The organism is Helicobacter pylori (assembly GCF_017594925.1).
GTDB lineage: Bacteria > Campylobacterota > Campylobacteria > Campylobacterales > Helicobacteraceae > Helicobacter > Helicobacter pylori_DP.
This window is the reverse complement of record NZ_JAALNT010000009.1, coordinates 18,398-44,750: the sequence shown is the minus strand read 5'-3', so window position 1 is coordinate 44,750 and position 26,353 is coordinate 18,398. Positions and strand designations below refer to the sequence as shown.

Annotated in this window: 24 protein-coding genes, 4 tRNA genes and 1 pseudogene; 8 read left to right on the top strand and 21 right to left on the bottom strand. The window is 39.2% G+C overall.

All coding sequences use genetic code 11. The features are described 5' to 3' along the window. Positions 1–20: 20 nt before the first annotated feature. From G6069_RS04660 to G6069_RS04635, 6 genes are all read right to left on the bottom strand, one after another. A complete protein-coding gene (locus G6069_RS04660) occupies positions 21–734 on the bottom strand; it encodes an amino acid ABC transporter permease (protein ID WP_197293541.1) in 714 nt (237 codons plus the stop codon). Next, entirely contained in the window at positions 718–1,488 is a 771-nt protein-coding gene (locus tag G6069_RS04655; protein ID WP_197293533.1) for an amino acid ABC transporter substrate-binding protein, read from the bottom strand. Before G6069_RS04655 ends, G6069_RS04660 begins: the two co-directional genes overlap by 17 nt. Positions 1,489–1,555: 67 nt before the next feature. Then, the gene (alr, locus tag G6069_RS04650; RefSeq protein WP_197293532.1) at positions 1,556–2,689 is read right to left on the bottom strand and encodes an alanine racemase; all 1,134 of its coding nucleotides are present in this window, start codon (positions 2,687–2,689) and stop codon (positions 1,556–1,558) included. Positions 2,690–2,695: 6 nt separating this feature from the next. Then, on the bottom strand, positions 2,696–4,048 hold the full coding sequence (locus G6069_RS04645) for an alanine/glycine:cation symporter family protein (RefSeq protein ID WP_197293531.1): 1,353 nt from the start codon (positions 4,046–4,048) through the stop codon (positions 2,696–2,698). 40 nt (positions 4,049–4,088) lie between these two features. After that, a complete protein-coding gene (locus G6069_RS04640; protein ID WP_197293530.1) occupies positions 4,089–5,321 on the bottom strand; it encodes an NAD(P)/FAD-dependent oxidoreductase in 1,233 nt (410 codons plus the stop codon). A gap of 22 nt (positions 5,322–5,343) precedes the next feature. Continuing rightward, positions 5,344–5,721, bottom strand: a complete 378-nt coding sequence (locus G6069_RS04635) for a RidA family protein (RefSeq protein WP_000665796.1) — start codon at positions 5,719–5,721, stop codon at positions 5,344–5,346. 314 nt (positions 5,722–6,035) lie between these two features. Here G6069_RS04635 and G6069_RS04630 point away from each other — a divergent pair. The 6 genes from G6069_RS04630 to G6069_RS04605 all read left to right on the top strand — a co-directional run bounded on the left by G6069_RS04630 (position 6,036) and on the right by G6069_RS04605 (position 8,763). Continuing rightward, a tRNA-Gly gene (locus G6069_RS04630) sits at positions 6,036–6,110 on the top strand. A gap of 39 nt (positions 6,111–6,149) precedes the next feature. Then, a tRNA-Leu gene (locus G6069_RS04625) sits at positions 6,150–6,236 on the top strand. Positions 6,237–6,309: 73 nt separating this feature from the next. Next, positions 6,310–6,384: transfer RNA gene (locus tag G6069_RS04620), tRNA-Cys, on the top strand. A 34-nt stretch (positions 6,385–6,418) separates the two neighbouring features. Next, positions 6,419–6,506 (top strand) — tRNA-Ser (locus G6069_RS04615). A gap of 126 nt (positions 6,507–6,632) precedes the next feature. Further along, a complete protein-coding gene (locus G6069_RS04610) occupies positions 6,633–8,123 on the top strand; it encodes a Na+/H+ antiporter NhaC family protein (RefSeq protein WP_197293529.1) in 1,491 nt (496 codons plus the stop codon). 277 nt (positions 8,124–8,400) lie between these two features. After that, the gene (locus G6069_RS04605) at positions 8,401–8,763 is read left to right on the top strand and encodes a hypothetical protein (RefSeq protein ID WP_000953806.1); all 363 of its coding nucleotides are present in this window, start codon (positions 8,401–8,403) and stop codon (positions 8,761–8,763) included. A 578-nt stretch (positions 8,764–9,341) separates the two neighbouring features. Here the strand turns inward: G6069_RS04605 and G6069_RS04600 are convergent. From G6069_RS04600 to accD, 3 genes are read right to left on the bottom strand one after another with little or no spacing between them, the layout of a single operon-like run. Then, the gene (locus G6069_RS04600; RefSeq protein ID WP_197293528.1) at positions 9,342–10,355 is read right to left on the bottom strand and encodes a LapA family protein; all 1,014 of its coding nucleotides are present in this window, start codon (positions 10,353–10,355) and stop codon (positions 9,342–9,344) included. Positions 10,356–10,364: 9 nt separating this feature from the next. Continuing rightward, on the bottom strand, positions 10,365–10,817 hold the full coding sequence (gene rlmH / locus G6069_RS04595; protein ID WP_001203878.1) for a 23S rRNA (pseudouridine(1915)-N(3))-methyltransferase RlmH: 453 nt from the start codon (positions 10,815–10,817) through the stop codon (positions 10,365–10,367). Positions 10,818–10,830: 13 nt separating this feature from the next. Beyond that, positions 10,831–11,700, bottom strand: coding sequence for an acetyl-CoA carboxylase, carboxyltransferase subunit beta (gene accD / locus G6069_RS04590; RefSeq protein ID WP_022576453.1), 870 nt, complete (start codon positions 11,698–11,700; stop codon positions 10,831–10,833). Between the two features lie 80 nt (positions 11,701–11,780). Here accD and recO point away from each other — a divergent pair, with 80 nt between their 5' ends. Continuing rightward, positions 11,781–12,395: a recombination protein RecO gene (recO, locus tag G6069_RS04585; RefSeq protein WP_197293527.1), complete on the top strand. Its 615-nt coding sequence runs from the start codon at positions 11,781–11,783 to the stop codon at positions 12,393–12,395. Between the two features lie 10 nt (positions 12,396–12,405). Further along, positions 12,406–13,062, top strand: a complete 657-nt coding sequence (locus G6069_RS04580; RefSeq protein ID WP_197293526.1) for a CinA family protein — start codon at positions 12,406–12,408, stop codon at positions 13,060–13,062. Positions 13,063–13,064: 2 nt separating this feature from the next. On the opposite strand, the gene G6069_RS04575 is transcribed toward G6069_RS04580, so the two are convergent. The 12 genes and pseudogenes from G6069_RS04575 to G6069_RS04520 form a co-directional block, all read right to left on the bottom strand. Beyond that, a complete protein-coding gene (locus G6069_RS04575) occupies positions 13,065–13,631 on the bottom strand; it encodes a hypothetical protein (RefSeq protein WP_197293525.1) in 567 nt (188 codons plus the stop codon). A 64-nt stretch (positions 13,632–13,695) separates the two neighbouring features. Next, positions 13,696–14,328, bottom strand: a complete 633-nt coding sequence (rdxA, locus tag G6069_RS04570) for an oxygen-insensitive NAD(P)H-dependent oxidoreductase RdxA (RefSeq protein WP_197293524.1) — start codon at positions 14,326–14,328, stop codon at positions 13,696–13,698. Continuing rightward, positions 14,325–15,179 carry a prolipoprotein diacylglyceryl transferase gene (gene lgt, locus G6069_RS04565; RefSeq protein WP_197293523.1) on the bottom strand — a complete coding sequence of 285 codons (855 nt, stop codon included), beginning with the start codon at positions 15,177–15,179 and terminating at the stop codon, positions 14,325–14,327. Before lgt ends, rdxA begins: the two co-directional genes overlap by 4 nt. An 8-nt stretch (positions 15,180–15,187) precedes the next feature. Beyond that, entirely contained in the window at positions 15,188–15,916 is a 729-nt protein-coding gene (locus tag G6069_RS04560; protein WP_197293522.1) for an RluA family pseudouridine synthase, read from the bottom strand. 18 nt (positions 15,917–15,934) lie between these two features. Next, on the bottom strand, positions 15,935–17,116 hold the full coding sequence (gene waaA / locus G6069_RS04555) for a lipid IV(A) 3-deoxy-D-manno-octulosonic acid transferase (RefSeq protein WP_197293521.1): 1,182 nt from the start codon (positions 17,114–17,116) through the stop codon (positions 15,935–15,937). Further along, complete coding sequence (locus tag G6069_RS04550; protein WP_197293520.1) at positions 17,117–17,896, bottom strand: zinc ribbon domain-containing protein; 780 nt, start codon at positions 17,894–17,896, stop codon at positions 17,117–17,119. A gap of 9 nt (positions 17,897–17,905) precedes the next feature. Further along, entirely contained in the window at positions 17,906–18,637 is a 732-nt protein-coding gene (locus G6069_RS04545) for a GTP cyclohydrolase I (protein ID WP_197293519.1), read from the bottom strand. Between the two features lies 1 nt (position 18,638). Further along, on the bottom strand, positions 18,639–19,535 hold the full coding sequence (gene glyQ / locus G6069_RS04540; protein ID WP_197293518.1) for a glycine--tRNA ligase subunit alpha: 897 nt from the start codon (positions 19,533–19,535) through the stop codon (positions 18,639–18,641). A gap of 13 nt (positions 19,536–19,548) precedes the next feature. After that, a complete protein-coding gene (locus tag G6069_RS04535; RefSeq protein ID WP_000401698.1) occupies positions 19,549–20,487 on the bottom strand; it encodes an NAD(P)H-dependent glycerol-3-phosphate dehydrogenase in 939 nt (312 codons plus the stop codon). Between the two features lie 109 nt (positions 20,488–20,596). Continuing rightward, positions 20,597–22,183, bottom strand: a pseudogene (locus G6069_RS04530) (dynamin family protein). Continuing rightward, the gene (locus G6069_RS04525; protein ID WP_197293517.1) at positions 22,180–24,519 is read right to left on the bottom strand and encodes a dynamin family protein; all 2,340 of its coding nucleotides are present in this window, start codon (positions 24,517–24,519) and stop codon (positions 22,180–22,182) included. Before G6069_RS04525 ends, G6069_RS04530 begins: the two are co-directional and overlap by 4 nt. Beyond that, on the bottom strand, positions 24,516–26,168 hold the full coding sequence (locus G6069_RS04520) for a dynamin-like GTPase family protein (protein ID WP_197293516.1): 1,653 nt from the start codon (positions 26,166–26,168) through the stop codon (positions 24,516–24,518). The genes G6069_RS04525 and G6069_RS04520 overlap by 4 nt, the downstream gene beginning before the upstream one ends. Positions 26,169–26,353 lie beyond the last annotated feature (185 nt).

Below are 26,353 nucleotides of genomic sequence, written 5' to 3'. Positions count from 1 at the left end.
AATATTAGAATGAGCCAACTTTAATTTAAGATTTTTTCCACGCGCTTTTGGATCACTTCTAAAACCAAGCAAAAAAGCCAGTAAATCAAAGCGGCTTCCAAGTAAATAGGCAGAAAGTCATAGCTGGCGTTCGCTTTTTGCTGTGCGATCCTAAAAACCTCTGCGATAGTTACCACAGAAGCCAAAGAAGTTTCTTTAAAAAGGCTGATGAAGGTGTTACTCAGGCTTGGCGTGGCGACTTTGAGTGCTTGAAAAAAGATGACATGCCAAAAGGTTTGCAAGTAATTCAAACCCAAACTCAAGCTTGAATCCCATTGATCTTTAGGGACAGAAAGAAAGCTCGCCCTTAAAGTCTCTGAAGCGTATGCCCCCACATTAAAAGAAAACGCAATAATGCCTGCTGGGATTGGATCCATATAAACCCCAAGGGCGGGCAAACCATAAAACACCACCACAATTTGGACCAATAAAGGCGTACCTCTAATGATTGACACATAAAAATTCACGCCCGCTAATAAAGCCTTATGAATGAAATGTTTAGAGGGAGCGATTTTAATGAGAGCCACCACAATAGCAATCAATAAGCCCAAAATAAAAGAAATGATCGCTAAAGTCAAAGAAATGCAAAAAGCGGCTTTTAGCATGGGGTAGAAAGCCTCTAATAATAATTCCAAACGCTCCTTGCTTAAATCTAAAGATTCAAAAAACAAAGACAGATTAGGGCTGGCTGACATCTTTTCCAAAAAATTGTTCGCCTAAGCGTTTTAAAACCCCTTTATTGATCAATCTTTGCATCGCTTGGTTGATAAGCTCTAAGGCTTTTTCTTGGTGCTTGTTAATAACAAAGGAAGCGCCCCCATCTTTTTCTTGGGACTCCCATGCGATTTTAAAGGGGCTGTTTTTATGGGTGCTTAGGTAATTTAAGATCGCTAAAGAACTATTTAAGGTCAAATCGGCTCGTTTTTGCGCCACTAACAACAAGGCTTGCGCCATAGAATCCACCGAAACGATTTGAGCGTCGTATTTAAAAGCGATTTCCCCATAAGTGGAGCTTAAGGTGTTAGCCGCCTTTAAGCCCTTAATATCCTTAATGTCTTTAATGCGGTTTTCATCTTTCCTAACTAACATGATGGTGCCTGAATAGCTATAAGGCAAGCTTTTATCAAAAGCCGCTTGGCGTTTTTTAGTCGTCAAACTCACCTGGTTAGCGACCATATCAAAACGCCCCGATTTCAAACCTGTCAGCATAATATCCCATGAAGTTTCGTGGAATTTGATTTTCACGCCAAGCTCTTTAGCCAACTCCCTAGCCACTTCCACATCATAGCCGGTGAGCTTGCCCTCTTTATTGTGGTAAGTGAAAGGGGGGTAAATGCCTTCTGTGCCAACGCTGATCGTTTCCCTATTGATAAGTTTTTCATACAAGCTAGAAGCGTTCAAAAAACCCCAAAAAAAGCTTATTACTAACAAAAATAAAACTTTTTTCATTTTATATTTTAATCCTGAATTTTTTCAAGCATTCTAACACAAAATAAAAATTTTGCATGGTTTGATTTTAAATATAGACACGCTCCAAGCGTTTGGACAAAGTGCTAATGGTTTCATAAGGAATGGTGTTTAAAAGCGTGGCGATTTCGCTTGCGTCATTAGCTTTAGTGCTTTTATCCCCAAACAAAATGACCTCATCGCCCTCTTTGGCTTCAATACCATTAAGTTTGACAAAGCACTGATCCATGCACACCTTGCCAATAAGGGGGGCCAGTTGGTTATTGATTACTACTTGAATGCGATTGCCTAAAGCGCGTGCTAACCCGTCCGCATACCCTAGAGCTAAAACACCCACTAAAGTCTCTTCATTGGTATAAAAATGCTCGCCATAGCCAATAAATTCGCCTTTTTTAACGCTTCTGATTTGAACGATTTGCGCTTTCAAACTGATAACATTTTTCAAGATGGTTGGGCATGATTCTTTCATTTCATTAGAGGGGTAAAAACCATAGAGCATGATGCCTGGGCGATAGAGGTTTAACAAACGATTTTCATTCCCGTTGCACAAAGAAAGGATGCCGGCGGAATTGTAGGCATGGCGGTATTGAAATTCTATTTTTTGATCCAAAAGCTGCTCTAAAAAAGCGTTAAAGGCTTTCATTTGGTTTTTAGCATGGGTTTTAATGTTAGCATCAGCGTTGCTTAAATGCGTGAATATCCCCTCTATTTCCAAGCCTTTTAAAGTGCGGATTTTTTTAATGATTTCTATGCTTTTAAAATTAGGTTCTAAACCCAAGCGGTGCATGCCGGTATCAATTTTGAGATGCACTTTTAAGCGTTTTTTGGCTTTTAAAGCCATTTGAGAAAAAACTTCCGCTTGTTCAAGGCTAAAAACCATAGCGCTCAAATCGTTATCAATCAGCATGGAAGCGTTAGCGTTAGGGCTATAACCTAAGATCAAAATGGGGGTTTTAGAAAAACGAGAACGCAACTCTAAAGCTTCATCTAAGGCCGCTACCCCTAAATAATTAGCCCCTTCTTGTAAAAAAATTTCGCTCGCTTTAATCGCCCCTGCCCCATAAGCGTTCGCCTTGACAACCGCCATGACACAAGCGTCTTTAGGGACAATGCTTTTGACTGCGCTAAAATTATGCCTTAAAGAAGCGGTATTCACTTCTACAAAACTCGCCCTTTTTAACATACCATCTTACTTGTTAGAATGCTTGCTAAAATACCAACGAGTTTCAGAATACACCACTTTATGCAATAAAATCAAAGCGATTAAATTAGGGATAGCCATAAGCCCGTTAGAAAGATCCGCTAAATTCCACACAAAATCAATTTTAGCCATAGCCCCCACCATCACGCTCGCTAAAAAGATCAAGCGGTAATATTTCACTTTTTTTTCACCAAAGGCGTATTCCGTGCATTTTTCCCCATAATAAGCCCAACCAATAATCGTAGAGTAGGCAAAAAAGATCATGGTCAAAAAAATCACTACCGCCCCTAATGAGCCTAGAAAATACTCCGTACTTTTTAGAGTGAGCAAATTAGCGCTTAATTTTTCCCCATTAGGGAGCAAGGTGTTGTATTCTGGCGCCATTAAAATCACGCTCGCTGTCGCCGAACACACTATTAAGGTTACAATAAAGGTTTGGAGCATGGACACTAAGGCTTGGCGCACCGGGTGGCGCGTTTGAGCGCTCGCAGCAATAATAGCCGAACTCCCCAACCCCGCTTCATTAGAATACAACCCCCTAGCCACGCCCGTTTTTATCATTGTCGCTACCAACGCGCCGCTCGCTCCGCCCACAACGGGTTTGGGGTTAAAGGCTTCTTCAAAAATGAGTTTGATCGCTTGAAGGGCCAAATCAAAATGGCTAACAATAATATAAATGATAGTGATCAAATACAAAAGCACCATAATAGGAGCTAAGTAAGAAGTGAATTTACCAATGGATTTAATCCCCCCTATGACAATAACAGCGGTTAAAAGAGTGAGCAATAAGCCTGAAACCCAAGTAGGCAGGTTCGCTTGTTCGCTTAAAATGGAAGAAACCGCATTAGATTGCGTCATGTTACCGGTGCCAATGCTCGCAATAATCGTAAAAATCGCAAACGCCATGGCGAGTTTGGGCATGTTAAGGCCGTTTTTGATGTAATACATGGGCCCTCCGTTGTATCCAAACGCCCCTTTTTCCCTGTATTTCACCGCTAAAATCCCCTCAGAATACTTAGTCGCCATGCCAACAAGCCCAGTAACCCACATCCAAAACACCGCTCCTGGCCCTGCGATGCTGATAGCAGTCGCTACGCCTACGATACTCCCAATGCCTACAGTCGCCCCCAAAGAAAGCATGAGAGCGGAAAATTGCGAAATATCGCCCTTAGATTGGGACTCTTTGTCAAAAAGGATTTTGATCGCATAAAAGATCTTACTGAATTGCAAACCCCTAAGATAAAAGGTTAAAAACAAGCCGGTGCCTACTAATAAAATTTGCATGGGAATCCCCCACACAAAATTGGATAATAAACGCACCACCGAATCAATCGTTTCCATAAAAGCTCCTTAATAAACTAGGGTTTAAAAAAGAAATTCCTTAATCCCTAAAAAATGCAGAAAAAAGCATGATATCGGCATTTTTTTCATTCGCTCCGTCTTGGCTCAAATTGGCGATGATTTTACCAATGGCCGGGCCAAAAGTGATGCCAAGCCACCCAAGCCCTGTCGCATGGATTAAGTTTTTATAGCGTTTGTCATAGCCCAAATAAGGAATATCATTAGGGGTTAAGGGCCTAAAACCGCACCATTCTGTGGCGTCTTTCATTTCAAAAGGCTGCGTGAAAGTGGCTAAATTCTTTTTCATGTTAGCGATTTGCTCTTTATCAATGAGGGCGTTGTTGGTGTTTAATTCTAATTTAGAGGTGATCCTTACGGTATCTCTTCGTGGGGTCATTGCCATGAAAATATCCGCAAATAAAGAAGAGGTTTTGGGCTTTAATTCTTCAGGCATTTTAAAAGTGATGCTATAACCTTTAGCCCCCATCATTAAAAAATCGTTTTTAGTTTTTTTAATGAGAGTGGGGTTAGCCCCGGTGGCTAGAATGATTCTTTCTGCTTGGATTTTTTCCTTATGCGTGATAACGCCATCAATGAGATTATTTTTAAACTCAAAATCAACCACTTCTTCATTATAAAGAAACTCCACGCCAACATTTTGTAAATATTCTTGCAAAGAGTGCATCACTTCGCCCGGATCCACATGCGCGTTTTCGGTTAAAAGCACGCTCCCGCAGATATTGTCATTAACAATAGGCATGTATTCTTTGGTTTCTTTTGCACTAAGGATTTTATAAGCGCCGCTGTCATCGCAAGTTTTAAGCTTTTTTTCAAAACTTTCTTCTAAAGTGTAGATCATTAAAAGCCCATCTTCCTTATACCAAAAATCCATGCCGTCTTTTAGCATTTGATGATAAATATCAACACTCAGCCACCCGTAGCGTTCAAACAACGCCATGGTGCGGTGCGTGGATTTGGCGTTCGCGCTTGTCATAAACTTTAAAATCCATTGATAGAGCTTTAAATTAAGCCCAAAATGGAATTTTAAAGGGGCTTGGTTTTTGAGCATGAGCTTTAGGGTGTCTAACACCACACCAGGGCATGAGAGCGGGGCTTTTTTAAACGCAGAAATAAGCCCGGCATTCCCAAAAGAAGTGCCGTTTGCGCCATCGCTTTTTTCAATCACGCAAACCTTATGCCCTAACTTGTGCATAGAATACGCGCAAGAAAGCCCTACAATCCCACCGCCGATTACCACGACTTCTTTTTTCATGCTGATAACCCCCTTAATAAGATCACTTAATGGCTATCGCTTCAATTTCTACTAAAGCGTCTTTAGGCAGTTTGGCCACTTGAAAGGTCGCTCTGGCCGGATAAGGCTCTGTAAAATAACTCCCATAAATTTCATTCACCACCGCAAAATCGTCTAAACTTTTCAATAAAATAGTCGTTTTAACCACGCTATCCATCCCTAAATTAGCTTCTTTTAAAATCGCTTTGATATTTTCCATGGATTGCGTGGTTTGAGAATGAATGTCCGCACCTTTAAATTCACCGGTGCTCGCATCAATGCCCAATTGCCCAGAGACAAAAACAAGATCGTTAGTAGCGATAGCTTGAGAGTAAGGGCCTATAGCCTTTGGGGCTAGCGTTGAATGGATGACTTCTTTCATGATTGAAACTCCTATGATGATGTGTTATGTCAGCTATTATTATGCAATCAAATTAAAAAGAAATAGAAAATGAGCGCAAAACGCCATGAATTTTCATCTTATTATAAGGTATTGTATATTTTTTACCCATATTTAGAAATTCTTAAACGGGTTTTGTTTGAATGGAAACTCAAAACATTATTGTTCATTTTTTAAATAAAAGGGGTTTTGGCTGTTTTGATTGGTTTTAAAATCAGTTTTGAAATTTTTCATAAGCCCTTGACTTTTATTATTGAGTTTAGATACAATAACAATCGTCTTTTTGAATAAAGAGTGCGGGAATAGCTCAGTGGTAGAGCACGACCTTGCCAAGGTCGGGGCCGCGGGTTCGATCCCCGTTTCCCGCTCCATATTGATTTAACTTCTAGAGCATGGTTTCTATTTAGTTTGCCCAGGTGGTGGAATTGGTAGACACAAGGGACTTAAAATCCCTCGGTAGCAATACCGTGCCGGTTCAAGTCCGGCTTTGGGCACCATCGTTGCAAATTAAACCAAATTAAACATGGTTTGATTTTGTTATCTCAATAGACGCACTATTGTTAAATTTAAGGCGACATAGCCAAGTGGTAAGGCATGGGTCTGCAAAACCTTGATTCCCCGGTTCGAATCCGGGTGTCGCCTCCATATTGTAGTCATTTAGGGACTTTTATAAAAATAGCGGGAGATGGCTGAGTGGTTGAAAGCGGCGGTCTTGAAAACCGTTGAGGGTCATACCTCCGGGGGTTCGAATCCCTCTCTCCCGGCCACTTGATTGAAATCCTTTGAGCGATTGGTTTTGGCAAATTCATCTCTTCTTTTAACAAAGAATTTTGTGAATATTGATTGTCTCTTTTAATTGAAATTTAAAGATTAGTTTAAAGGATTTTATTATAGTGGGATTGTCAGCATCAAGCCTCATTGTTCCTCTTAGCGTTATTTTAATGGTGGTTTTTACTAAAAGAGTCGCGCTCTCGTTGTTTGTAGGCATTTTAGTGAGCGCTGTTTTAATGCATTCGTTACACCTTTCTTACATCGTAGAATATGCCTATATCAAAATCACTTCCGTTTTTTACACTTACGAGCCAGAAAAGGGGCTTAACTTCAATCTTTCCAACCTCTATGTTTTTGGATTTTTAATCTTTTTAGGCGTCTTAAGCCAGGTGATTTTAAAATCCGGTAGCGTGCAAAACTTTGTTAAAAAAGCCAAAAAATACTCTAAAAACGCCAAAACCCCCGAATTTATCGCCTTTTTTTCAGGCATCATTATTTTTGTAGATGATTATTTTAACGCCCTAACCGTGGGGCAAATCTCAAAATCTTTAAACGACGCTCATAACTCCACACGAGAGCGCCTAGCTTATATTATAGATTCCACTTCAGCGCCAGTGTGCTTGTTAGTCCCCATTTCTAGCTGGGGGGCGTATATTATGGGGATCATGAATAACGACAGCTCGCCCTTATTAAAAGATAGTTTTTCGGTGCTTGTGCAAAGCTTGAGCAGTAATTATTATGCGATTTTTGCGCTCATTGCAGTCTTTCTCACCATTCTATGGCAAATCAACCTCCCTAGCATGAGGAAGTATCAAAACATAGGCGTGAAGGATTTTTATAGCGAACAAGAAGAGGATTCTTCAAAACTAGCCCCCTTAAGCTTGTTACCCCTTTCCATTTTATTATTGATCGTGTCCATTTCATCATTGATTTTCTATACCGCAGTGATCTTAAAAAACACCGATGCGAGTTTTTCGCTCTTTTATGGGGGGCTGTTTTCGCTCATTGTTACTTATCTTTTAGCTTATAAGTTTTTAGAAAAAGGGAGTTTTTTTAAACTCATGTTAGATGGCTTTAAGAGTGTGGGACCAGCGATACTAGTCTTAACGCTCGCTTGGGCTATCGGGCCTGTGATTAGGGACGACGCTCAAACGGGGATTTACTTGGCCCACATCAGCAAGGGATTTTTAAATAGTGGGGGAGGTGCATATATGCCTTTAATCTTTTTTTTAATCTCTGGGTTTATCGCTTTTTCTACCGGCACAAGCTGGGGAGCGTTTGCGATCATGCTGCCCATTGGAGCGGGCATGGCCAATGAAAGCGATATTATTTTGATTGTTTCAGCGATCCTCTCAGGCGCGGTTTATGGCGATCACACAAGCCCCATTTCTGACACGACTATACTATCGGCTACGGGGGCAGGGTGTTCGGTGCAAAGCCATTTTATCACGCAACTCCCTTATGCGACTATTGCGATGCTTTGCAGTGCGGTGAGTTTGGGGGTGGCAAGTTTTATGCATTCACGCTCGCTCGCTCTTTTAATCGGTGTGGCTTTGCTTGTGGGGGTGTTTTATCTTTTAAAAAGGTTGTATGGTGAAAATCTAAAAACTTAAAAATTAAAATAAGGTTTTAGCGATCCCTATTGGATTAAAAAAGAGTCTTATCTCATTATCAATCAATTAAAAAAAGTTGTTCAAAAATAACCATACAATTATAAAAATATTCACAATTCTCTAAAGAGTAACGCTTTTTTAAAAAATACATTTTTTTTAATTTTTTAATCAACCATTAAGGTGTTTTAGGTTAAATTTCCTTATCTGTTAAACATACGGATAATGTTATATCTTAAGGAAAGAAAATGGGGTTAGGACACTAATAAGTTTAGGGATTTTGTTAAGCGTTTTGAATGGCGATGATCTGAGATTGTATTCAAAGCCTTTAGTCTATTCGGCTGGAAGTGGGATTATTGGGATTGATATTGACAAACGAACATTCTATAAACGAGCGTTCGTTTTCACGATGAAATCATTGTTCGGTGAAAACTTGCTTTTGTTTGTCAAATTGAAGCATTCTGCGTTAATGAGCAAACACATGAAAGGGCCTTTGGAAAACCGCCATCATCATTCTTTCACTAAAAATTATGAAAAAGCGGTTAATGGTTGTCAAAAGTATTTCCATATCAAATTGCCTGAAGGCGCTCCTAGCAACTTCAAATCAGGTTCATACATGGCCACTATGGTGGTGCGTTTTTAAAGCGTTATTTGGGGTATTCTTTAATACCCTTATCGTCTTTTTCTTATTATCTTTTAAGAACACAAATTTAGCTTTTTTAAATCTTCTTAGGATTTTTTATCCCACTAGTGCGAAAAACCCTGTCCTTTAGGGCGCAAGAAGCACATAGCCGTTAGGCTAAAAGAGGTTAAAATCCCCCTAGTCTTTTATAGGGTAGGAAATGTCCATGCAGACTTTAAAAAACAAAGCCTTTCGTGTTAGCGTTCAATGTTTAGTTAGGAAGCTTCTTTCTTTAGAAAGGAACACTCTCACATTGATTGAGTGGGGTATTTTCAAGATATGGATAAAAATTCGTAGAAGAAAAATAAAAAGGCTTTGTTTCCATCAAATACGGGTTACTAAAACCTTTTATGGTAGGTTATAGCGTATTTTTGGCTTTAATTGTTTCTTTTTAAAGGATTAGTCTCATCAGGGTTTAAAGGATTAGTCTCTTTCCTCTTATCATTTGGTGCTAAAAGCGATCCAATTAGCCCATTTCTTGAATTTCTTGCAACCATCTATTTTTATCTGCCCTAAAAACATGAAGCCAAACAAACCCCCTACAAAAACGCTTCTAATTTATAAGCTTTTTTATGCTCTTGTTTCAAATCCATATAAGCGTTTAAAAGCATGTATTCTTCAAAGGATAAAACCGCTAGATGCTCCTTAGCGAGATCGTTCATTTCTAATTCTAACAACACGAATAAAAAGGCTTTTTGCGCCTTATCGTCTTCTTGGCTTAAAATCTCAAAAAATTGGAACCATTGATCGGGGACAAGAAATTTTTGCGCTTTTTGCGCGAGCTTTAAATAATCGTTCTTGTCATAACCCACCCTTTTGCAAAGCTCTGAAATTTTTAAAGTGTCTGTGTTTAAAGATTTTTCAAAAAAGGCTTTTAAAAAAGACTTCACGCACTCTTTATCCAAGTTCTCTTGCATCGCATTCAAAGCCTTTAAAACCTCTTTTTTGTTGCCTTTTTGGGCGATTTCTATAAAAGCGTAGCGGCGTAATTCCAAAGGGATTTGCACGTTTGTTAAAACTTCAAAGGCGTTTTTCAAATCGTTATGGATGAAAGCTTTCAAGCGTTTAGAAAAATAAGCATGCTCATAAGCTAACGAATGCTTATCGTGATCTTTAGGCTCAAGGGTGTTGTTTTCTATATTGTGGTAATGCTTAAAAAGGTTATCCACTTTTTCGCACCCGCTATTTGGCGTGTTTAAATCAGCCTTTAAATCATAGCGGGCTAAGATTTGAGAGAGATTTTTAGCGAGATCGCTTTTAAATTTCGTTTTTAAAAAAGTCTTTTGAGTGTCTTGGGATAGGATTTGTTTGAGCAATTTGTCAAAATCCCTTTTTTCATGGTATAAGCGGATTTTGTGGCTGAGATTGTGCTTGAATAAAAAAACCCATGAAAAAAAAGCGAACATGCCTAAAACGCCCATAAGCCATACCGCAATGGGAAAATTAAAGCTGTAGCTCCCTAAATTGAAGGCATAAGCTTGCGGATCAATACTATAAACAAACACACCAAAACCCACAATGAACAAAAATGTAAAGATAATGTAAAAACGCATGTGCACCTCCTATTTATGGTATGGATGCTTAAAAATAATGCTTAAAGCCCTATAGATTTGCTCGCATAAGACAATCTTAGCCACTTCATGGCTAAAAGTCATCTCGCTCAAACTCCAAGCTTGACAATCTTTTAAAAAATTTTCTTCAAACCCATACGCTCCAGCGATAAAAAAATTAATATTAAGATGATTTTCTAACATTTTACTAAACGCAAAGCTATCGCCCCTTTGAGCTTTAGGGTGTAAGGCGATATTTTTTGCCTTAGGGTTTAAATACGGCTCAAAGGCTAGAGAGTAGCTTTTTTGAGCGAGTTCTTTAGAAATTTTTTGAGCGTTGGCGGTATTTTTAGGGAATAAATCCACTAATTCCAACTCGCAATCAAATCGCTTGCATTGCTTTTGATAGATTTTCACTAACTCTAAAGGCGAACTTTTAGCGATAGAATACACCACGCAACGCATCAATCTTAAAACTTTAAAAAATCTTTGAAGTCTTATGCGTCATCATAGCGATGAGATCGCTCAAAGTCTTCTTCAAATCCTTCCTATGCACAATCATATCAATCAAGCCATGCTCTAATAAAAATTCCGCCGTTTGAAAGCCCTCAGGCAAATCCGCCCCTATGGTTTGTTTAATCACCCTAGGCCCTGCAAAACCTATCATCGCCCCAGGCTCTGCGATGATGAGATCCCCTAAAAAAGCAAAAGACGCGCTAACGCCCCCATAAGTGGGATCGCTTAAGAGCGAAATGAAAGGGAGTTTAGCCTCACTCAATCGGTTCAAAGCCGCGCTCGTTTTAGCCATTTGCATGAGCGAATAAGTGGATTCTTGCATCCTAGCCCCCCCACTCGCTGAAACAATCAGTAACGCTTCTTTTTTGGCGACCGCGCGATTGATCGCTCTTACGATCTTTTCGCCTTCCACAGAGCCTAAACTCCCCCCCATAAAGCTAAAATCAAACACCACGATCTGCAAAGGCATGCGATTAATTTTAGCCTCACCGCTGATCACTGAGCTTGGGCGATTAGTCCTTTTTTCGTATTTTTTAATGCGTTGCTTGTAGCTCTCTTTATCCACGAAATTTAAAGGATCATTAGGCCGTAAATGCTTGTCAAACTCTTCAAAACTCCCCACATCGCATAAAAATTCAATCCTTTCAGTCGCATTCATGCGGAAATGGTAATGGCATTTCAAACACACGCTGTATTTGCCAAACACTTCTTTATGATACATTAACGCATAACATTTAGGGCATTTCACCCAATGGCTTGGTTGTTCTTCCTTACTTGGTGCTGTCCGCAATTTATTGATCTTAAAATTTTTAAAGAAATCTGCAAATCCCATGTTTTTCCTTAATTTTGCAGTTTTATTAGGATTGTATCCAAGTTTTGCTTATAATAAACCAAATTATCTTAAGAGTAGTGATGCAAGGGTTTCTTTTACAAACACAAAGCATAAGAGATGAAGATTTGATCGTGCGCGTTTTAACCAAAAACCAACTCAAAACCCTCTATCGTTTCTATGGCAAACGCCATAGCGTGCTGAATGTGGGGCGTAAAATTGATTTTGAAGAAGAAAACGATGATAAGTTTTTACCAAAGTTAAGGAATATTTTGCATTTAGGCTATATTTGGGAAAGAGAAATGGAGCGCTTGTTTTTTTGGCAACGCTTTTGCGCCCTCTTGTTTAGGCATTTAGAGGGCGTGCATTCTTTGGATAGTATCTATTTTGACACTTTAGATGATGGGGCTAACAAACTCTCCAAACAGCACCCCTTAAGAGTGATTTTAGAAATGTATGCAACGCTTTTGAATTTTGAAGGGCGCTTGCAAAGTTACAATTCTTGTTTTTTATGCGATGCAAAATTAGAGCGTTCTGTCGCTTTAGCGCAAGGGTTTATTTTAGCGCACCCCTCTTGCTTGAAAGCTAAAAGCCTGGATTTAGAAAAAATTCAAGCTTTTTTTTGCACTCAAAGCACGATTGATTTAGAAACAGAAGAAGTGGAAGAATTATGGCGCACGCTGAATTTAGGGTTTTGAAAGGTTAAAGATGAAATTTAAATTTTTGAATATGGATAATGAGAGCGGTTTTATTTTGATTGAAAAAGAATTGAAACGATTGAAAATCACCGCTCAAGTCAAAGAAGATTGCATTGAATTAAAAGGCGAAAACACAGAACAAGCGAGAATTTATCTTCAAACGCTTTTTAATTCTAACGTTGTGGAATTAGACGATAACAAAAAAAGCGCAAACGCTTTAATAGAGCGCTTGAAATCTTTAGATTTAAAAATGGCGGTGGCTGAAAGCTGCTCTGGGGGGTTATTATCGCATGCATTCACTTCCATTAGCGGGGCTTCAGCGGTTTTTATGGGGGGTGTTGTGTGTTATAGCGAAGAGGTCAAGCACGAATTGTTGAAAGTCAATGCCACGACTTTAAAAGTCTTTGGGGTTTATAGCGAAGAATGCGTGAAAGAAATGCTATTAGGCGTGTTTTTCAATTTTAAAGTGGATTTAGCGCTAGCGATTAGCGGGGTGGCTGGCCCTAATGGGGGGAGTAAGGCTAATCCGGTAGGCACGATTTATATTGGTGTGCAAAAGTTAGGATCTCAAGCTTTAATTGATCGCTGTTTTTTTAAAGGGGACAGAGAAAGCATTCAAAATAAAAGCGTAGAGCATGCCCTAAACATGCTCGCTAGAATGCTATAAAACTACCTTAATGCGCAAACGCTACCGAATTCTTTTTGAGCGACTTTAGCGATGTAAGCGATTTCATTATCGTTAAGGTTTTCAACGCTCGCTTTTAAATACCTTTTGATTTGCTCAATCTGGCAACCCACTAGCTTGATTTTCACCACAGCCACCTCCGATTTTAAATTCGTATAGGTGTAGGCTACCTGGATCTTAGTCGCTAGGTAATTATAGATAGCGTAGCTGATATTCGTAGTCGTTTGCTCGGACTCATGGAATTGCTCCATGAAGCGTTTTTTATACTTCAACATGATTTCATGAAAAACCACGATCAGGCTCAATTTAGCGTTTAAGGTCGCTTGCTCAATCCCCAAATATTTATTATTAACAGGGATATACGCCACGCCCATTTCTTCGTAGGGGACTTTAGGGTCTTCAAAAACCCAAGCGGGAGCATCAGACAATTCTGATTTCATGCCCTTTAAATCAGAGACTAAAATCCCATCATCTCTTAAAAAACTCTTAGCACTTAATGAAACGCTTGAAAACACCCCTAAAAGAGCGATTAAAACCATTCTTTTAAACAAAATGCCACTCCTTAAACTTTAATTTAGGTTTGATTATAGTTAAAAAGTTTTTGATTTTGTTTAATCACAACCAAGTAATCGCATCAATCTTTGATTTTCTTGATTTTTGGCTCGCTTCTGCCACCCTCTTACCCAAAGCGATCAAGCATGCGATTTTAGGCTTATTGATACGCGCTTCTAAAATCTCGCCCACCTTTAAAGGATCAAAGCCTCCAATAATGCAACTATCCAATCCCATTAAGCTCACGCCCATGCAAATTTGCCCCACAGCGATATAGCATTGCTCTAAAATATAGCTTTCTAATCTTTGCATGCTATGGTTGAATCTCACGCCAAGCATTTGAGCAAAAGAGGGGATCACTCTAACCTTATAAGACTCCGGATAGAGGTTTTGCATATAGTGGCCGTGTGGTAACAGCTCGCTGGGTTTTAAAGAGCATACCACCATTAACGCTGAAGCGCTTTTAATCATTTCTTCATTAAAATAGCTGTGCGCTGCAATTTGTTTTTTTAAATCCTTATTAGTAACCATCACAAAATGCCATGGCTGCGTGTTGTAAGAGCTTGGCGATAGCCTAGCGATTTCAGCGATTTCTTCTAATTCTTCGCTAGAAAACTCATAATGGCTGTCAAACATCTTGCAAGAATGGCACTCGTTTAATAATTGTCTTCTTTTTTCTTGATCCAAAAATTTCATTGATTTTCCTTTATTTTTTTAGAATTTTTCGTAGCATACAATAAAATCCCTAACGAAACAATTACCATAAACAAGCTTAAAATCTGCCCCATGCTCAAATTCAAAAAATAAACCCCCAATTGGCTGTCTGGCTCTCTGTAAAACTCCGCAATAAAGCGCATCAAGGAATACCCCAAGCCATAAACCACGATGAGCAGCCCATGCGTTTTGGTGTGTTTTTTAGCCCACATTACCATAAAAAACACGACAACCCCCTCTAAAAACGCTTCAATCAACTGGCTGGGATAACGCAGTTCATTATCCACCATAATGCCTATGATCTGCCCTAAATGGCTGTCTTTGGGGACGATTCTCCCAAAAAGCTCCTGGTTTAAAAAATTCCCAATCCTCCCAAAAACATACCCTAAAGGCAGGCTGATCGCAATCAAATCCAAATAAATCAAAAGCTTTTTCAAATCCTTACGGCTATAAAGATACGAAGCGATCAAAAACCCCACTAACCCCCCATGATAGCTCATCCCACGAATGCCTATAAAATTCCCATGGCTATCAAAGGGGTTAAAGATTTGCCAAAAATGCGTCAAATAATAGCTGGAATTAGGCTCATAAATAAGAACGTATCCTATCCTTGCCCCTAGCACAATGCCAAGCTCCGCCCATAGAAAATAACTCTCAAATTCCTTCCTTTCAATGGGGAATCGTTTGGGGTCTTTTTGGATCATTCTTAACGCCATATAAAAAGCGACAACAATCGCGCACGCATACGCCAAACCATACCAATGCACTTCAATACCGCCAAGACTAAAAGCGATGGGGTTAAATCGTTCATAAATCGTATTCCAAGCGTTCATGCTCATCCTTAAAATTCAAATTCTTTAGGAGCGATCGCTTCAAATTCATACCCTAGTAGCGCGATTTTATGCGCATGGAGCATCAATCGTTTGGCGGAACTTGGCTCGTTATTATAAAGCGTATCGCCTATAATGGGGTGGTTGATGTGCTTTAAATGGACTCTGATCTGGTGGGTTCTTCCGGTTTTGATTCCCACTTTTAAAAGGGTTTTTTTGTTGATGATTTTTAAGGGCGTGATGATCGTAACCGCTTCTTGCCCTTTTTTAGAGATTTTACTGAAAGCTTTAGTGGTTTTAATCGTAAGAATGGGGGCGTTGATTTCTCGCTCTTCTTCTATGATGCCTTGAACGATCGCTAAATACTCTTTTTTAACCGCCCTGTCTTTAAAAGCCTTTTTAGCTTTTAAGTGGAATTCTGAATTTTCTTTCACCAATAAAATCACCCCACTTGTTTCTTTATCCAAGCGGTGCAACAAAACCCAACCTTTGAAAAAAGAAACCAGATCATAGCTCTCTATAAAGGGGGGTTTAAAAAGGGCTAGAACGTTTTCATCTTCAAAAATCACGCTGGGTTTTTCAACCTTTTGGACGCTAAAGCGCGTGTTTTTGGGCAATTCTTTTCTGGCGACCATCAATTTCTTCCCCCCTATACTCACTAACCCCAAATCAATCAAAGCCTTAGCTTTTTTATGCGAAATGTTTTCTTGAACGCTCAATATTTTATAAGCTTTTTCCATGTTTATCCTTTGTCCTTTTTAATGTTTAATGAAAGCGAGCAATTCGTTTAAATCATGCCCGTTTTCTAAAAAACGCGCCACGCCTAAATTTTTGTAATCTAAAAGAGCGTCTAACAGATCCTCTTTTGGAACGATTTTATAAGGCTTGACTAATTCAAACAACGCTACTTGGTTGAAAAGATGCTCTCCTGTGATTAAGCGCGCATTAAAAAACGCCGGCTCTAAAGGGTTATGCCCCCCCATTTTGACAAACGAACCCCCTAAAATGACAATATCTGCGATCGCATAGAAGTTATTCAATTCCCCCAAGCTATCCACTAACAAAATATCGCATTCCACAAAACCCTTTGAAGAAAAACACTCCAAACTAAAAGGCGTCGTTTTTAAAATATCTTGCAACAAATTTTGCACGCTTTTAAAACGCTCCGGGTGGCGCGGCACGACAATCAGTCTTGCATTTTTAAAAGTCTTTTTCAATTCTAAAAACGCTTTCAACCCTAATTCCTCCTCGCCTTCATGCGTGCTGGCTAAAACAATGTTTAAAGCGCTTGGGTTTTTAGGGTAAAACGAAGTGATCACAGGCTTTGAAAAACGCTTGATATTCAAAAAATCCACCACTTTTTTAGCCCCTAGATTCAACAAGCGCTTTTGATCGTCCTTGCTTTGCGCTAAAATCAAATCAATGCGTTTGAATAAAAGCGCATAAAAGAAAGAAAAACGCTGATACTTGGGGTAAGAACGAACGCTGATCCTAGCGTTAATGAGCATGGTTTTTGCCCCCAATTTTTGAGCCGTATCAAACACATTAAACCACAATTCCGCTTCTGTAACCACCAAAGTTTTTAAACGCTTTAAGTTTTTTTCCCATGCAAATAATAGGGTTTCAAAAGGCAGGTAACGCACTTCTATGTGTTGAGAGCGCTGATAAGTTTGAGCGGCTAATTCAAAGCCGGTATGGGTGGTAACGCTGATTAAAATCGGCTCTTTTAAAGCTTGAATGATCGGCTCTAAAGATTTGACCTCCCCATAAGAGCATGCATGAAACCAAAAAGTCGGCTCGCTTTTTAAAAAATTGTCTTTGAGAAAAAAACGAGCCTTTAAAGAATGGCGGTATTTTTCTTTAAAACTCAAAAGCAAGATGAAAGGCGCACCAAAAAGATGCCCCAAAGTTAACAATAAAAGGTAGAAAAACTTAAACAATCAAACTAATTCTTGGCTTTCTTCTTGACTTTCTTTTGGTTGGCTTTCTTTTGGAGGTTGAACGCTGTTTTCATACGCGCCCTCAGCGTATAAAATACGCCCGCAATACGGGCAAGTGATCATATCCCCACTCGTTAGCACTTCGGTATAAATCTTATCGTTTAGTCTAATAAAACAACCCCCACAAGCCTGTTTTTTGATCGTTACAATGCTCGTGTTTTTCGCCCATCTTCTGATCCTTTCATAAAAGCTATAAATTTTAGGCTCGGTTTTTTCCACGAGTTCTTCTTTCTTTTTGAAGATGATCTGTTGGGTTTCTTTGATGTTTTTGACTTCGTTTTCCACTAAACTTTCCAATTCCAACGCTAATTTTTCAAGCTCTAGCATTTCTTTTTTCAAATCCTCTTGTTTTTCGCTTTTGTGCTTGATTTCATTTTGCAGGTTTTCAATTTCTCTGTTGGCTTGGTTGGATCGTTCTTTAGCAATATCTTCTTCAATGTTTAAAGATCGCAATTCCCTTTCGGATTTGATCTCGCTCATTTTCTTTTGGATGCTGGCGATTTTAGCGTTCGTGTCTTGTAGGGTTTGCTCGTTTTTAGAAACCTGTAATTTTAGGGCTAATTTTTCTTCTTCTAAATTCAAAATCGCTTTATTTTTAGCTTCTTTATCATTCAAGGCTTTATCCAAGTCTTTCCGTTTTTCTCTGATCAACGGCTCTAAGGAGTCAATTTCTTTATCCAAATGCGAAATTTCAATCAATTGTTTGAGGTGGGTGTTCATCGCTTTCCTTTAAATGATTTGCAAGGGGTTTTTAAAATTCTCTATTGTAACCAAATAATTGAAAGAATGCAAAATTTCAGCCACAATCAGTGCAAAACCCCTTTCGCTATAATAATGCGTGGCGTCAATCAAGCTTATCCCTAAAGATTGAGCGATCATAGCGTCATGGTATTTCACATCGCCTGTAACCAAACAGCTTTGCACTTTTAAAGAAGAAAACATGGACGCTCCCGATCCGCACACAAACGCTAAATCTTTAATCATTTGAGAACTTTTGACGCATGCTAAGGATCCCACCCCTAAAGAAGATTTGATTTTTTTCACCAACGCATCAAATTCTATATTAGCGTTTTCTTTCACTAACATAAGGCCTTTTTCCATCAAGCCATCAAACCCTAAAAGCGCGCTAGCAAAATGCTTGTTTAAATGCGTTTTGTCAAAATTCGTGTGCATGCTGATGACTGAAATGTTTTTTTGGATTAAGATTTTTAAAATATTCCCCGGATAAGTCTCATAATTTAGCGTTTTTAAGGGCTTGAAAATTAAAGGGTGGTGCGTGATGATTAGGGCGTTTTGCGGCGCGTTTAGAGCGATTTGAAGCGTGATTTCTAAGCATGCGATAATCTCGCTAAACTCGCTATTTCCACTCCCCACATTCAACCCGCTATTATCCCACAATTCTTGAAGTTCAAAAGGCGAAAGGCGGTTCAAAACTTCCAACACTTCCTTAACTAACGCCATTTTAAGCCTTTGTTAAAGCGTTTTTTAAGCGCTCTTCTCTTTCTTCTTCTTGCTCTTTATAAAGAAGCGCGCACCCTTTGGCTAAATCCCTGATTTGTAAAATATAATTTTGCCTTTCAGCCACCGAAATCGCCTTTCTGGCGTCTAAAATATTGAAAAAATGCGAGCATAGCATCACAAAATCATAAGCCGGCAAGGGGAGCTTGTTTTTTAAGCAATGCAAGGCTTCAGCTTGAGCGTTTTTAAACATTTCTAATAGCCTTGTTACGCTCGCTGTTTCAAAATGATACTTGCTGAATTGATATTCGCTTTCTAAATGCACTTGCGCATAACGCACGCTGTCATGATTTTTTTTAGCCCATTCAATCTCTAGGATATTTTCCACTTTTTGCACATACATCGCTAATCTTTCCAAGCCGTAAGTGATCTCCACCGGAATAGGACTACAAGCAATGCCCCCCACTTGCTGGAAATAAGTGAATTGCGTAACCTCCATGCCATCAAGCCACACTTCCCAGCCAAGCCCCCATGCCCCCAAAGTCGGACTCTCCCAATTGTCTTCTACAAATCGTATATCATGCTCATTAAGGTTTATCCCTAACACTTCTAAGCTTTTTAAATACATTTCTTGGATATTAGAAGGGCTTGGCTTGATGACTACTTGGAATTGGTAATAACTCCCCAAGCGGTTAGGGTTTTCCCCATAGCGCCCATCAGTAGGCCTTCTAGAGGGCGCGACATACGCCACATTCCACGGCTTTTTATCCAAACTCCTTAAAAGCGTGGCCGGGTGGAATGTCCCAGCTCCTGCAGGAATATCATAAGGCTGGATCACCAAACAGCCTTGATCTTTCCAATACTCTTGTAATTTTAATAATAAACTTGAAAAATCTTGCATGCTCTCTTTCCTTTTAAGCGCGTCTGATCAAATCGTTCATGCTTTCTAGCACACTCTTACCCTTTAAAAGCAAGGCCAATTCGCTCGCAATGGGCGTGTAAATGCCGTATTTTCTAGCGATTTCCACAATGGCGTTGGTCGTTTTCACCCCCTCAGCCACTTCGCCCAATTCTTCTAAAACCACCTCTAAAGGCTTGTTTTGGGCTAGCCCCAAGCCCACACGATAATTCCTAGATAAAATAGAATTAGCGGTTAAAAACAAATCCCCAGCCCCAGAAAGCCCTAAAAAAGTCTCTGTCTTGCCTCCAAAGAACGCCCCAAAGCGTTGCATTTCCACTAAACCCCTAGACAATAAACTCGCTTTAGCGCTATTGCCTAATTTCAAGCCATCACAAACCCCCCCCGCAATGGCTATCACGTTTTTATACGCGCCAGCGATTTCACCCCCTATGATGTCTTGTTGGGCGTAGGCTCTGATAAAAGAGGGGGTTTTATTGGCAAATTCTAGCGCTAAAGCCTGATTATTGGAATGAATGACTAGCGCGCAAGGCAGGCCCTGAATGATTTCAGCCGCAAAACTCGGGCCGGCTAAAAAACACAAAGAATTAGGATCGATAAAATCCTTTGCGATCTCGCTCACAAACGCCTTATTTAACACCTCTATCCCTTTAGAAGCGATTAAAACCTTAGCGTTTTTGGGTAAAGAAGCGTTTTGAAACCATTCCCTCAAGTGCTGCACGCTAATAGCGATCACATAGAGCGCCGCTTTTAAGCCTCTTTGTAAATCCACTTGCTCTATGGGGGCAGAACCTTTAGAAATCAAAGCGTCATTGAGCTTTTTTAACGGCTCGTTTAAATCCCGCCTTGAAATGATTTTGACTTCATTCTTTTCTCCAAAAGCAAAGGCTAAAGCCCTCCCCCACGCCCCGCCACCAAATACTGCAATTTCCATTAAATTCCTAATCTCATTGATTGTAAAACTCACCATTTTACAATAATAAGTTTAAAATAGCCCTTATTAGCAAATTCTTTGGCACAAACATGCGGTCTTTATGCGTGGGCTATCTTTTTGATCTTCTCCATTTTTTTTGAAGATCTTCTTGATAAGTTTTATTATAAACATCATTTTTGAATTGCTTGAGTTGTTTTAAATTTTTTGAAGAATAGTCCAATCGGAGCAAATCATTACACTCATCCACTTGTTCTTTACATCTCTTGAATGCTTTAGGGTTCAACTCTGCTCTCCTGTCTTCCATATAACGCTTATAAAAATCCCTACACTCCAAGATCATTTTTTGATTTCTTCAAATTCTCGGTAGTTTTCTTCATCGTCCTCTCCATCGTCGTTTTCTTCTTTGTATTTTTCCCAAGTGAAAGCGCTCACACGATCAAAAACCTTATCAACGCTTTCTTTAAACAAGTCAATCACTCCGTTCAATCGCACTAAACTCTCTCTTTTGGTTTTCTCTTGCTCGGAAAATTCTTTTTTTAAAATCTCAATTCTTCTAAAAATTTTATCACTAAAATCATCAAAGCCCTTTTTGCATCAAATCCAGTTTGACAGAATGCAAAGCCTTTTGGTAGCGTTTGAATTTACTAGCGTCTTGCTCAATAGCCTTTTCATACATCCGATGCACCTCGTATAAAGATTCTAAAATTTCGTTTTGTTTCTCGCTCCTTTGATTTAACTTCATTAGAAATTCCTCAAGCGAATTGAAAACATGGCTTTTTTCGCTGAACTCTTTAATTTCTAGATACCTTGTAGCGCTATAAGCACCAATCCCTAAAAATTCAATGCCATTATCTTTTAAAGTCTCTTTAATTTGTTTAGCGACTTCTTCTAACTGGCTTTTGGTGCGCCTATCAGCCCTACTCAATACGATAAAAACCTGCTTGCCTTCTTCGTATAAGTCTTTTAAAAACTCTAAATCATCGCTTTCAATGCCCCCACGCTCGCAACTAACGAGCCATAGAATGTGTTTGGCGTGCTTTAGGGATTCTTTAGAGGCTTCTTTGTCCCCACCCGTATAGCCTTGATTGGCAGGGTTAAAACCAGGCGTGTCTATGAAGCACAAAAATTCAAAAGGCACGCTAGGAGCGCTCAAAAGCATGGAAGGCATGATTTCTTTCAAATTAAAGCCAAGGGATTTTAAAAACTGATGGTCAAAAGCGAGATTAGGTAATTCCACCATGCCCCCATTTTGAGAAAACCCCATTAAAACTTCCCTTTTACCCTTTAGGCAATAAGTGGGGATAGCTGTGGTGGGATTCATGTCTTCAGGGAGTTTTAATTTCAAGCCCAACAAGTTGTTTAAAAAAGTGGATTTGCCCGCGCTAAACCCTCCCCCCACCGCAACGATGGTTTTTTGAAACAAACTAGGGTAGCTCGCCACCAATTGCAATTCTTTTTGGATTCCTTGGAGCGTCAGTAACGCTATTTCCTTTTCTTTGAGCGAATCCACGCCGCTAGCGAACTCTAAAAACTCGTTGTCTAAGACGCTCTGGTATTCTTCTAGTCCTTCATTTTCCATTTTGGCGTTTAAAATACGAGCGATCAAATCGTAGCGTTCTTTTAAACCCTCTGTATTGTGGTGGTTTTCAGCCTTGCTATTGTTATCAAAAATACCATTAAAAAAATTAATACTCATTGGATCCCCTTTAAAGCTTGGATTTGTGCGTCTAATTGAGCGATGGATTGCTCTTTATTTTGAACTTGATTGTGCAAGTCTTGCATGTTTTCTTCAAGTTTTTTAAGCGTATCGCTGGCGAAATTTTGCTTTTCTAAATTCTCTCTTAAACCTTGGATATAGCCTTTCATATGTTCTCTAGTCTCATCTTTAAAATTTCTCACATGCATTTCCACGCTTTGTATAAAAGCATTAGCTTCATCGCCTTTTAAAAAGCCCGTTTTCCCCCTTATCTCGCCAGGAAGCTTATCGGCATAATCAAACTCTTTAAATTCAATGCGATCCAAGACAGCCATCACGCTTTTTTGGAAAGCCACCTCATCAATCAAATCATCAGAGATGATTTCGCGCAATTGTTTAAAGACTTTAGCGTAGAGTTCTCTTTTAAAAACGATTTTAAAAGATCCAACGCTGTCATTCAAAGCGCTTTCACAGCTTTCATGCATCTCTGTTAAATAATCAAGCACCGCTCCGGCTTTAATGGTTGCTCTTGTGCGTTCTACTTTATTATAGCCCGCATCATCATCAAATATATGCAAAAAATTCCTTTTAAAGCTTCCAAAAAGACCGCCTTGCTTCACTCTTTCAGTGTAACGCTCTTTTTCCTCTTCTTCTCTAGAGCGCGTTTTAGCCGTTTGGATAGCTTTCGTTAAGGTTTCATTCAAGCCATCTCTAGTGTTTTTGATGAAATGCAAGATAAATTCTTCATACACTTCCCTAAATTTCATGTCAATTTCACCAGAGAGATTTTCATAAGCCTTTATTTGCTCTTTGATAGCGCTAATATCAGCGTTTTTAATCCTCTTTTTTTCATCTTCTAGGTCTTGCAACAACTGCGCTATTAATGAATGGAGGTTGTTGGCTTGGCTCTCTGCATAACCTTGCAATTTTTGAGACATGATTTTTTCTTTCTCTTTTGCGGCTTTTTTTAAACGCTCTTCAATCGCACCCATATTGCTTAAAAAGAGTAAGCTTTCTTTAGACTTATCATCGCTACTAAAAGCGTCAGGGTAAGAATCTTTTAAATTCCGTAAGGCGTTGTGATACTCTTCTGTTTTTTGGCTTCTTTCCCAAGAAGCTTGGTTTTCAAAATCTTTATGCATGCTAAAGCAAACCCCTGAAGTCAAAATGACGCCATTTTTGATTGCTTTTTCAAAAACCTCTCGTTGGTTAGGGTAGTTTTCAATAAACGCTCCCATGATGCTATTTAATTGAGATGAAAGGGCTTTTTGCGCGTTTTCAAAGGCTGTAGGGAGGTGTTGGTTGGATTTTTCTACCTCACTCATAGAAAGAACAGCGCTGTCGGCTTGGCTTGCCACAAAATAAATTTCTTGAAGGCCTTCTTTATTAGAAACCCTATCAAACAAATCCATATCGCTATCCGTTAAAAACTGATTAGAAGGGCTTACAATAAACACCACATCGCAATCTTTCAATAAGGCTTTGGTGCGCTCTTCTCTGGAAGTGATCGGATCGTTCACTCCCGGGGTGTCAATCACTTCCAAATCTTTAAGGTTGGGGTTATTCAAAGAAATTTGCACCGCTTTAGTGCATGGCATGAACTTCCCGTTTGCGCCCACGAATTGGAGCAATTTCTGATTCAGTTCTTCTAAACTATTGGCTTGAATGCACGGATCCAATTTTTCCGTGTTGAGTGATCCGCTTTTTTTCATTTTTTCGTATTGATCGTATGATGAAACGAGCTTCGTATCCTCATTTAATGTATTTTTAGCGATCCTTCTAGCCTTTTCCAATATTTCTTCATCGCTTAAAATTCTCTCTTTGGGCGCTTCTTCAGGGTTTTTGTTTCTGCCAAGCATTTTGCCGACAACATTCCTAGATCTCTCTTTAGCCCTATTTGAAAGGCTCTGTTTTTCTTTTTGCTTTTTGACTTCTTCATCAACAATCCTGTTAAACTCCCTTACATACCGTTCATGTTCGTTTTCAAGCTCTAAAATATCCTTTGGGCTATAAAACTCCACTTCAGCGCTCAGGGTATTGGCGTATTTTAAAATGGTAAGGCTAGCGGTCATGGGCGTTGCCGCTTTGGGTAAAACCTCTACACCCTCAAAAATCAAAGCGTTTAAGAGCGAGCTTTTACCCGCTTTCACGCGCCCGATGATACCGACTTTAAGATCCCTATCTTCAGCCTGCATTTCTTTTAGCGTTTTCTCTAACTCTTCGGTTTTAATCACAGCGTTTTCGCTCATAAAAGGCTTCGCTCTTTCTTGCAAGCCTTGTTCTTTTAGCACTTTTTCAATTAAAGCGCTTTTTTGAATGAGTTCTTGCGCGTTCATTGTTGATCCTTTAAATATTGTTGTTCTAGATCGCTTAAAGCGTTGATCTTGTTTTCTAAGATTTGTTTTTGATCTTCTAAATCGTTAAGGTGTTTTTCTTTTTCCTTTTGAGCGAGCGCGATTTCTTGTTTTTTATGCGTGATTTCTAATTCGCACCGATCTTTTAAACCTTTTAGGGAATTTTCCAAGCATTCATTAAACAAGCCCGGTAAAACTTTTTTAAGCTTGTATTGAACCTCTGGTATCACTTTAACTTCAATCAGATTTTCTAATTTCGCCCGCTCTTTTTCCTCGTTTCTAAAGAATGAAGCGATGATATTAGGCAGTAAGATCAATAATTCTTTTAAAAGAGGTTTCAACCCTTGCAAAATCAGCGCGAAGGGTCTTGTAACTGGGTTCTTGGCTAAAATCACGCTTAAGGCATTGATCCCTAATTCAAGGCTATGCTCTAAATTCACAGACAGATCGCTAGAAAGCTGCGTGTTGTTCAAGCTTTCAAATTCTGCGCAAAAATCTTTTGAAAAAGAAAGGTTGATCTTTTCAATCTCTAATTTAGCGTTTTTGATCAAGCTTTGTTGCATGATGCTTTCTATTTCGCTATTGAACTCGTTAGGCTTGTTGATTAAAGAGGCTAAATAGGATTTTTGCTCCCTAACCTCTTCTACTACTTTTTTAACCACCGATCCCACAGCCACGCTAGAATATTCTTCTTCTAAATTAGCCCTTAATTTTTCATAGGTTTTTTCAATGTCTTTAACGCTCAAATCCAAAGCTTGTATTTCTTCTAAAGCCTTTTCTTTGGAGTAATCAAAGCTTTCAATCACGCTTTTTAGACTGTTTTGTAACTGGGAATTTAAAAACTTCAATCGTTTCAAATACAAAGCGCTAAAAAGCTTTTCAGCGTCTATTTTATCCGTTACCTCTAAAAGAGCGTTATTGTCTTTATTAGAATGAATGAGATGCGTTGTCAAATCAAGGTGATCTTGGATTTGATCTTGAATGTAGTGAGAAATTTCTCCCACTTGCGAAGGCGTTCTTAAATTCGTTTTACTCAAAATAAAGCTAAGGCCTTTGTCAAACTCTAAAAGGTTTTTCAATTCCCTAACCATGCGTTTAGTGAGACTGCCCTCTTCTACGCTTGTGAGAATGACAAAATGCACGCCTCTTTCTAAATATTCCAAAATGGCATGGGTGTGGCTTGAAATAGGGCTATCAAAGCCTGGCATATCCACAAACACTAAAGGAGCGCTGTTTTCCAGAGCTTCATTATTCAAATAAACCTTAAGGTAGGAATACTTCGTCACATTCTCTTTAATGACCTCAAAACTTTGCTCATTCAGTTCAAAACTCTCTGTTTTTTCATCATTGTTTGAAAAAGCCTCTATGCGTTCATTGGCGCTATAGTGCAACTCAGTGGCTAAAGAAGTCTCTGGCGTGATACCGGTAGGCAAAACGCTCTTTTCTAAAAAGCGGTTTAATAGCGTGCTTTTCCCTGCACTAAAATTCCCCACAACGGGTATCACAAGCTGTTGTTTTTGAATGCTTGCTAAAAGAGTAGAGCATTCTGTTTTATCGATCTCCACTCCTTTTAAAACTTCTAAAACCTGTTCTAAAAACTCCACGAAATTCGTTTGCGTGCGTAAAATCATTACCAATCCTTTATATTAAAAATTAAAAATTAAAATCTAAATCAGACGCAAAAATCCCTAAAATATGAATAGGGTTTATATGGGTATGGGTTTATATGGGGGTGAAAAGATAAAACGGCTGACTAGAGAGAGAGAAAAAGCGAATTTTTAAGAATAATCATCATTACAAACTCCTAGCACCATTT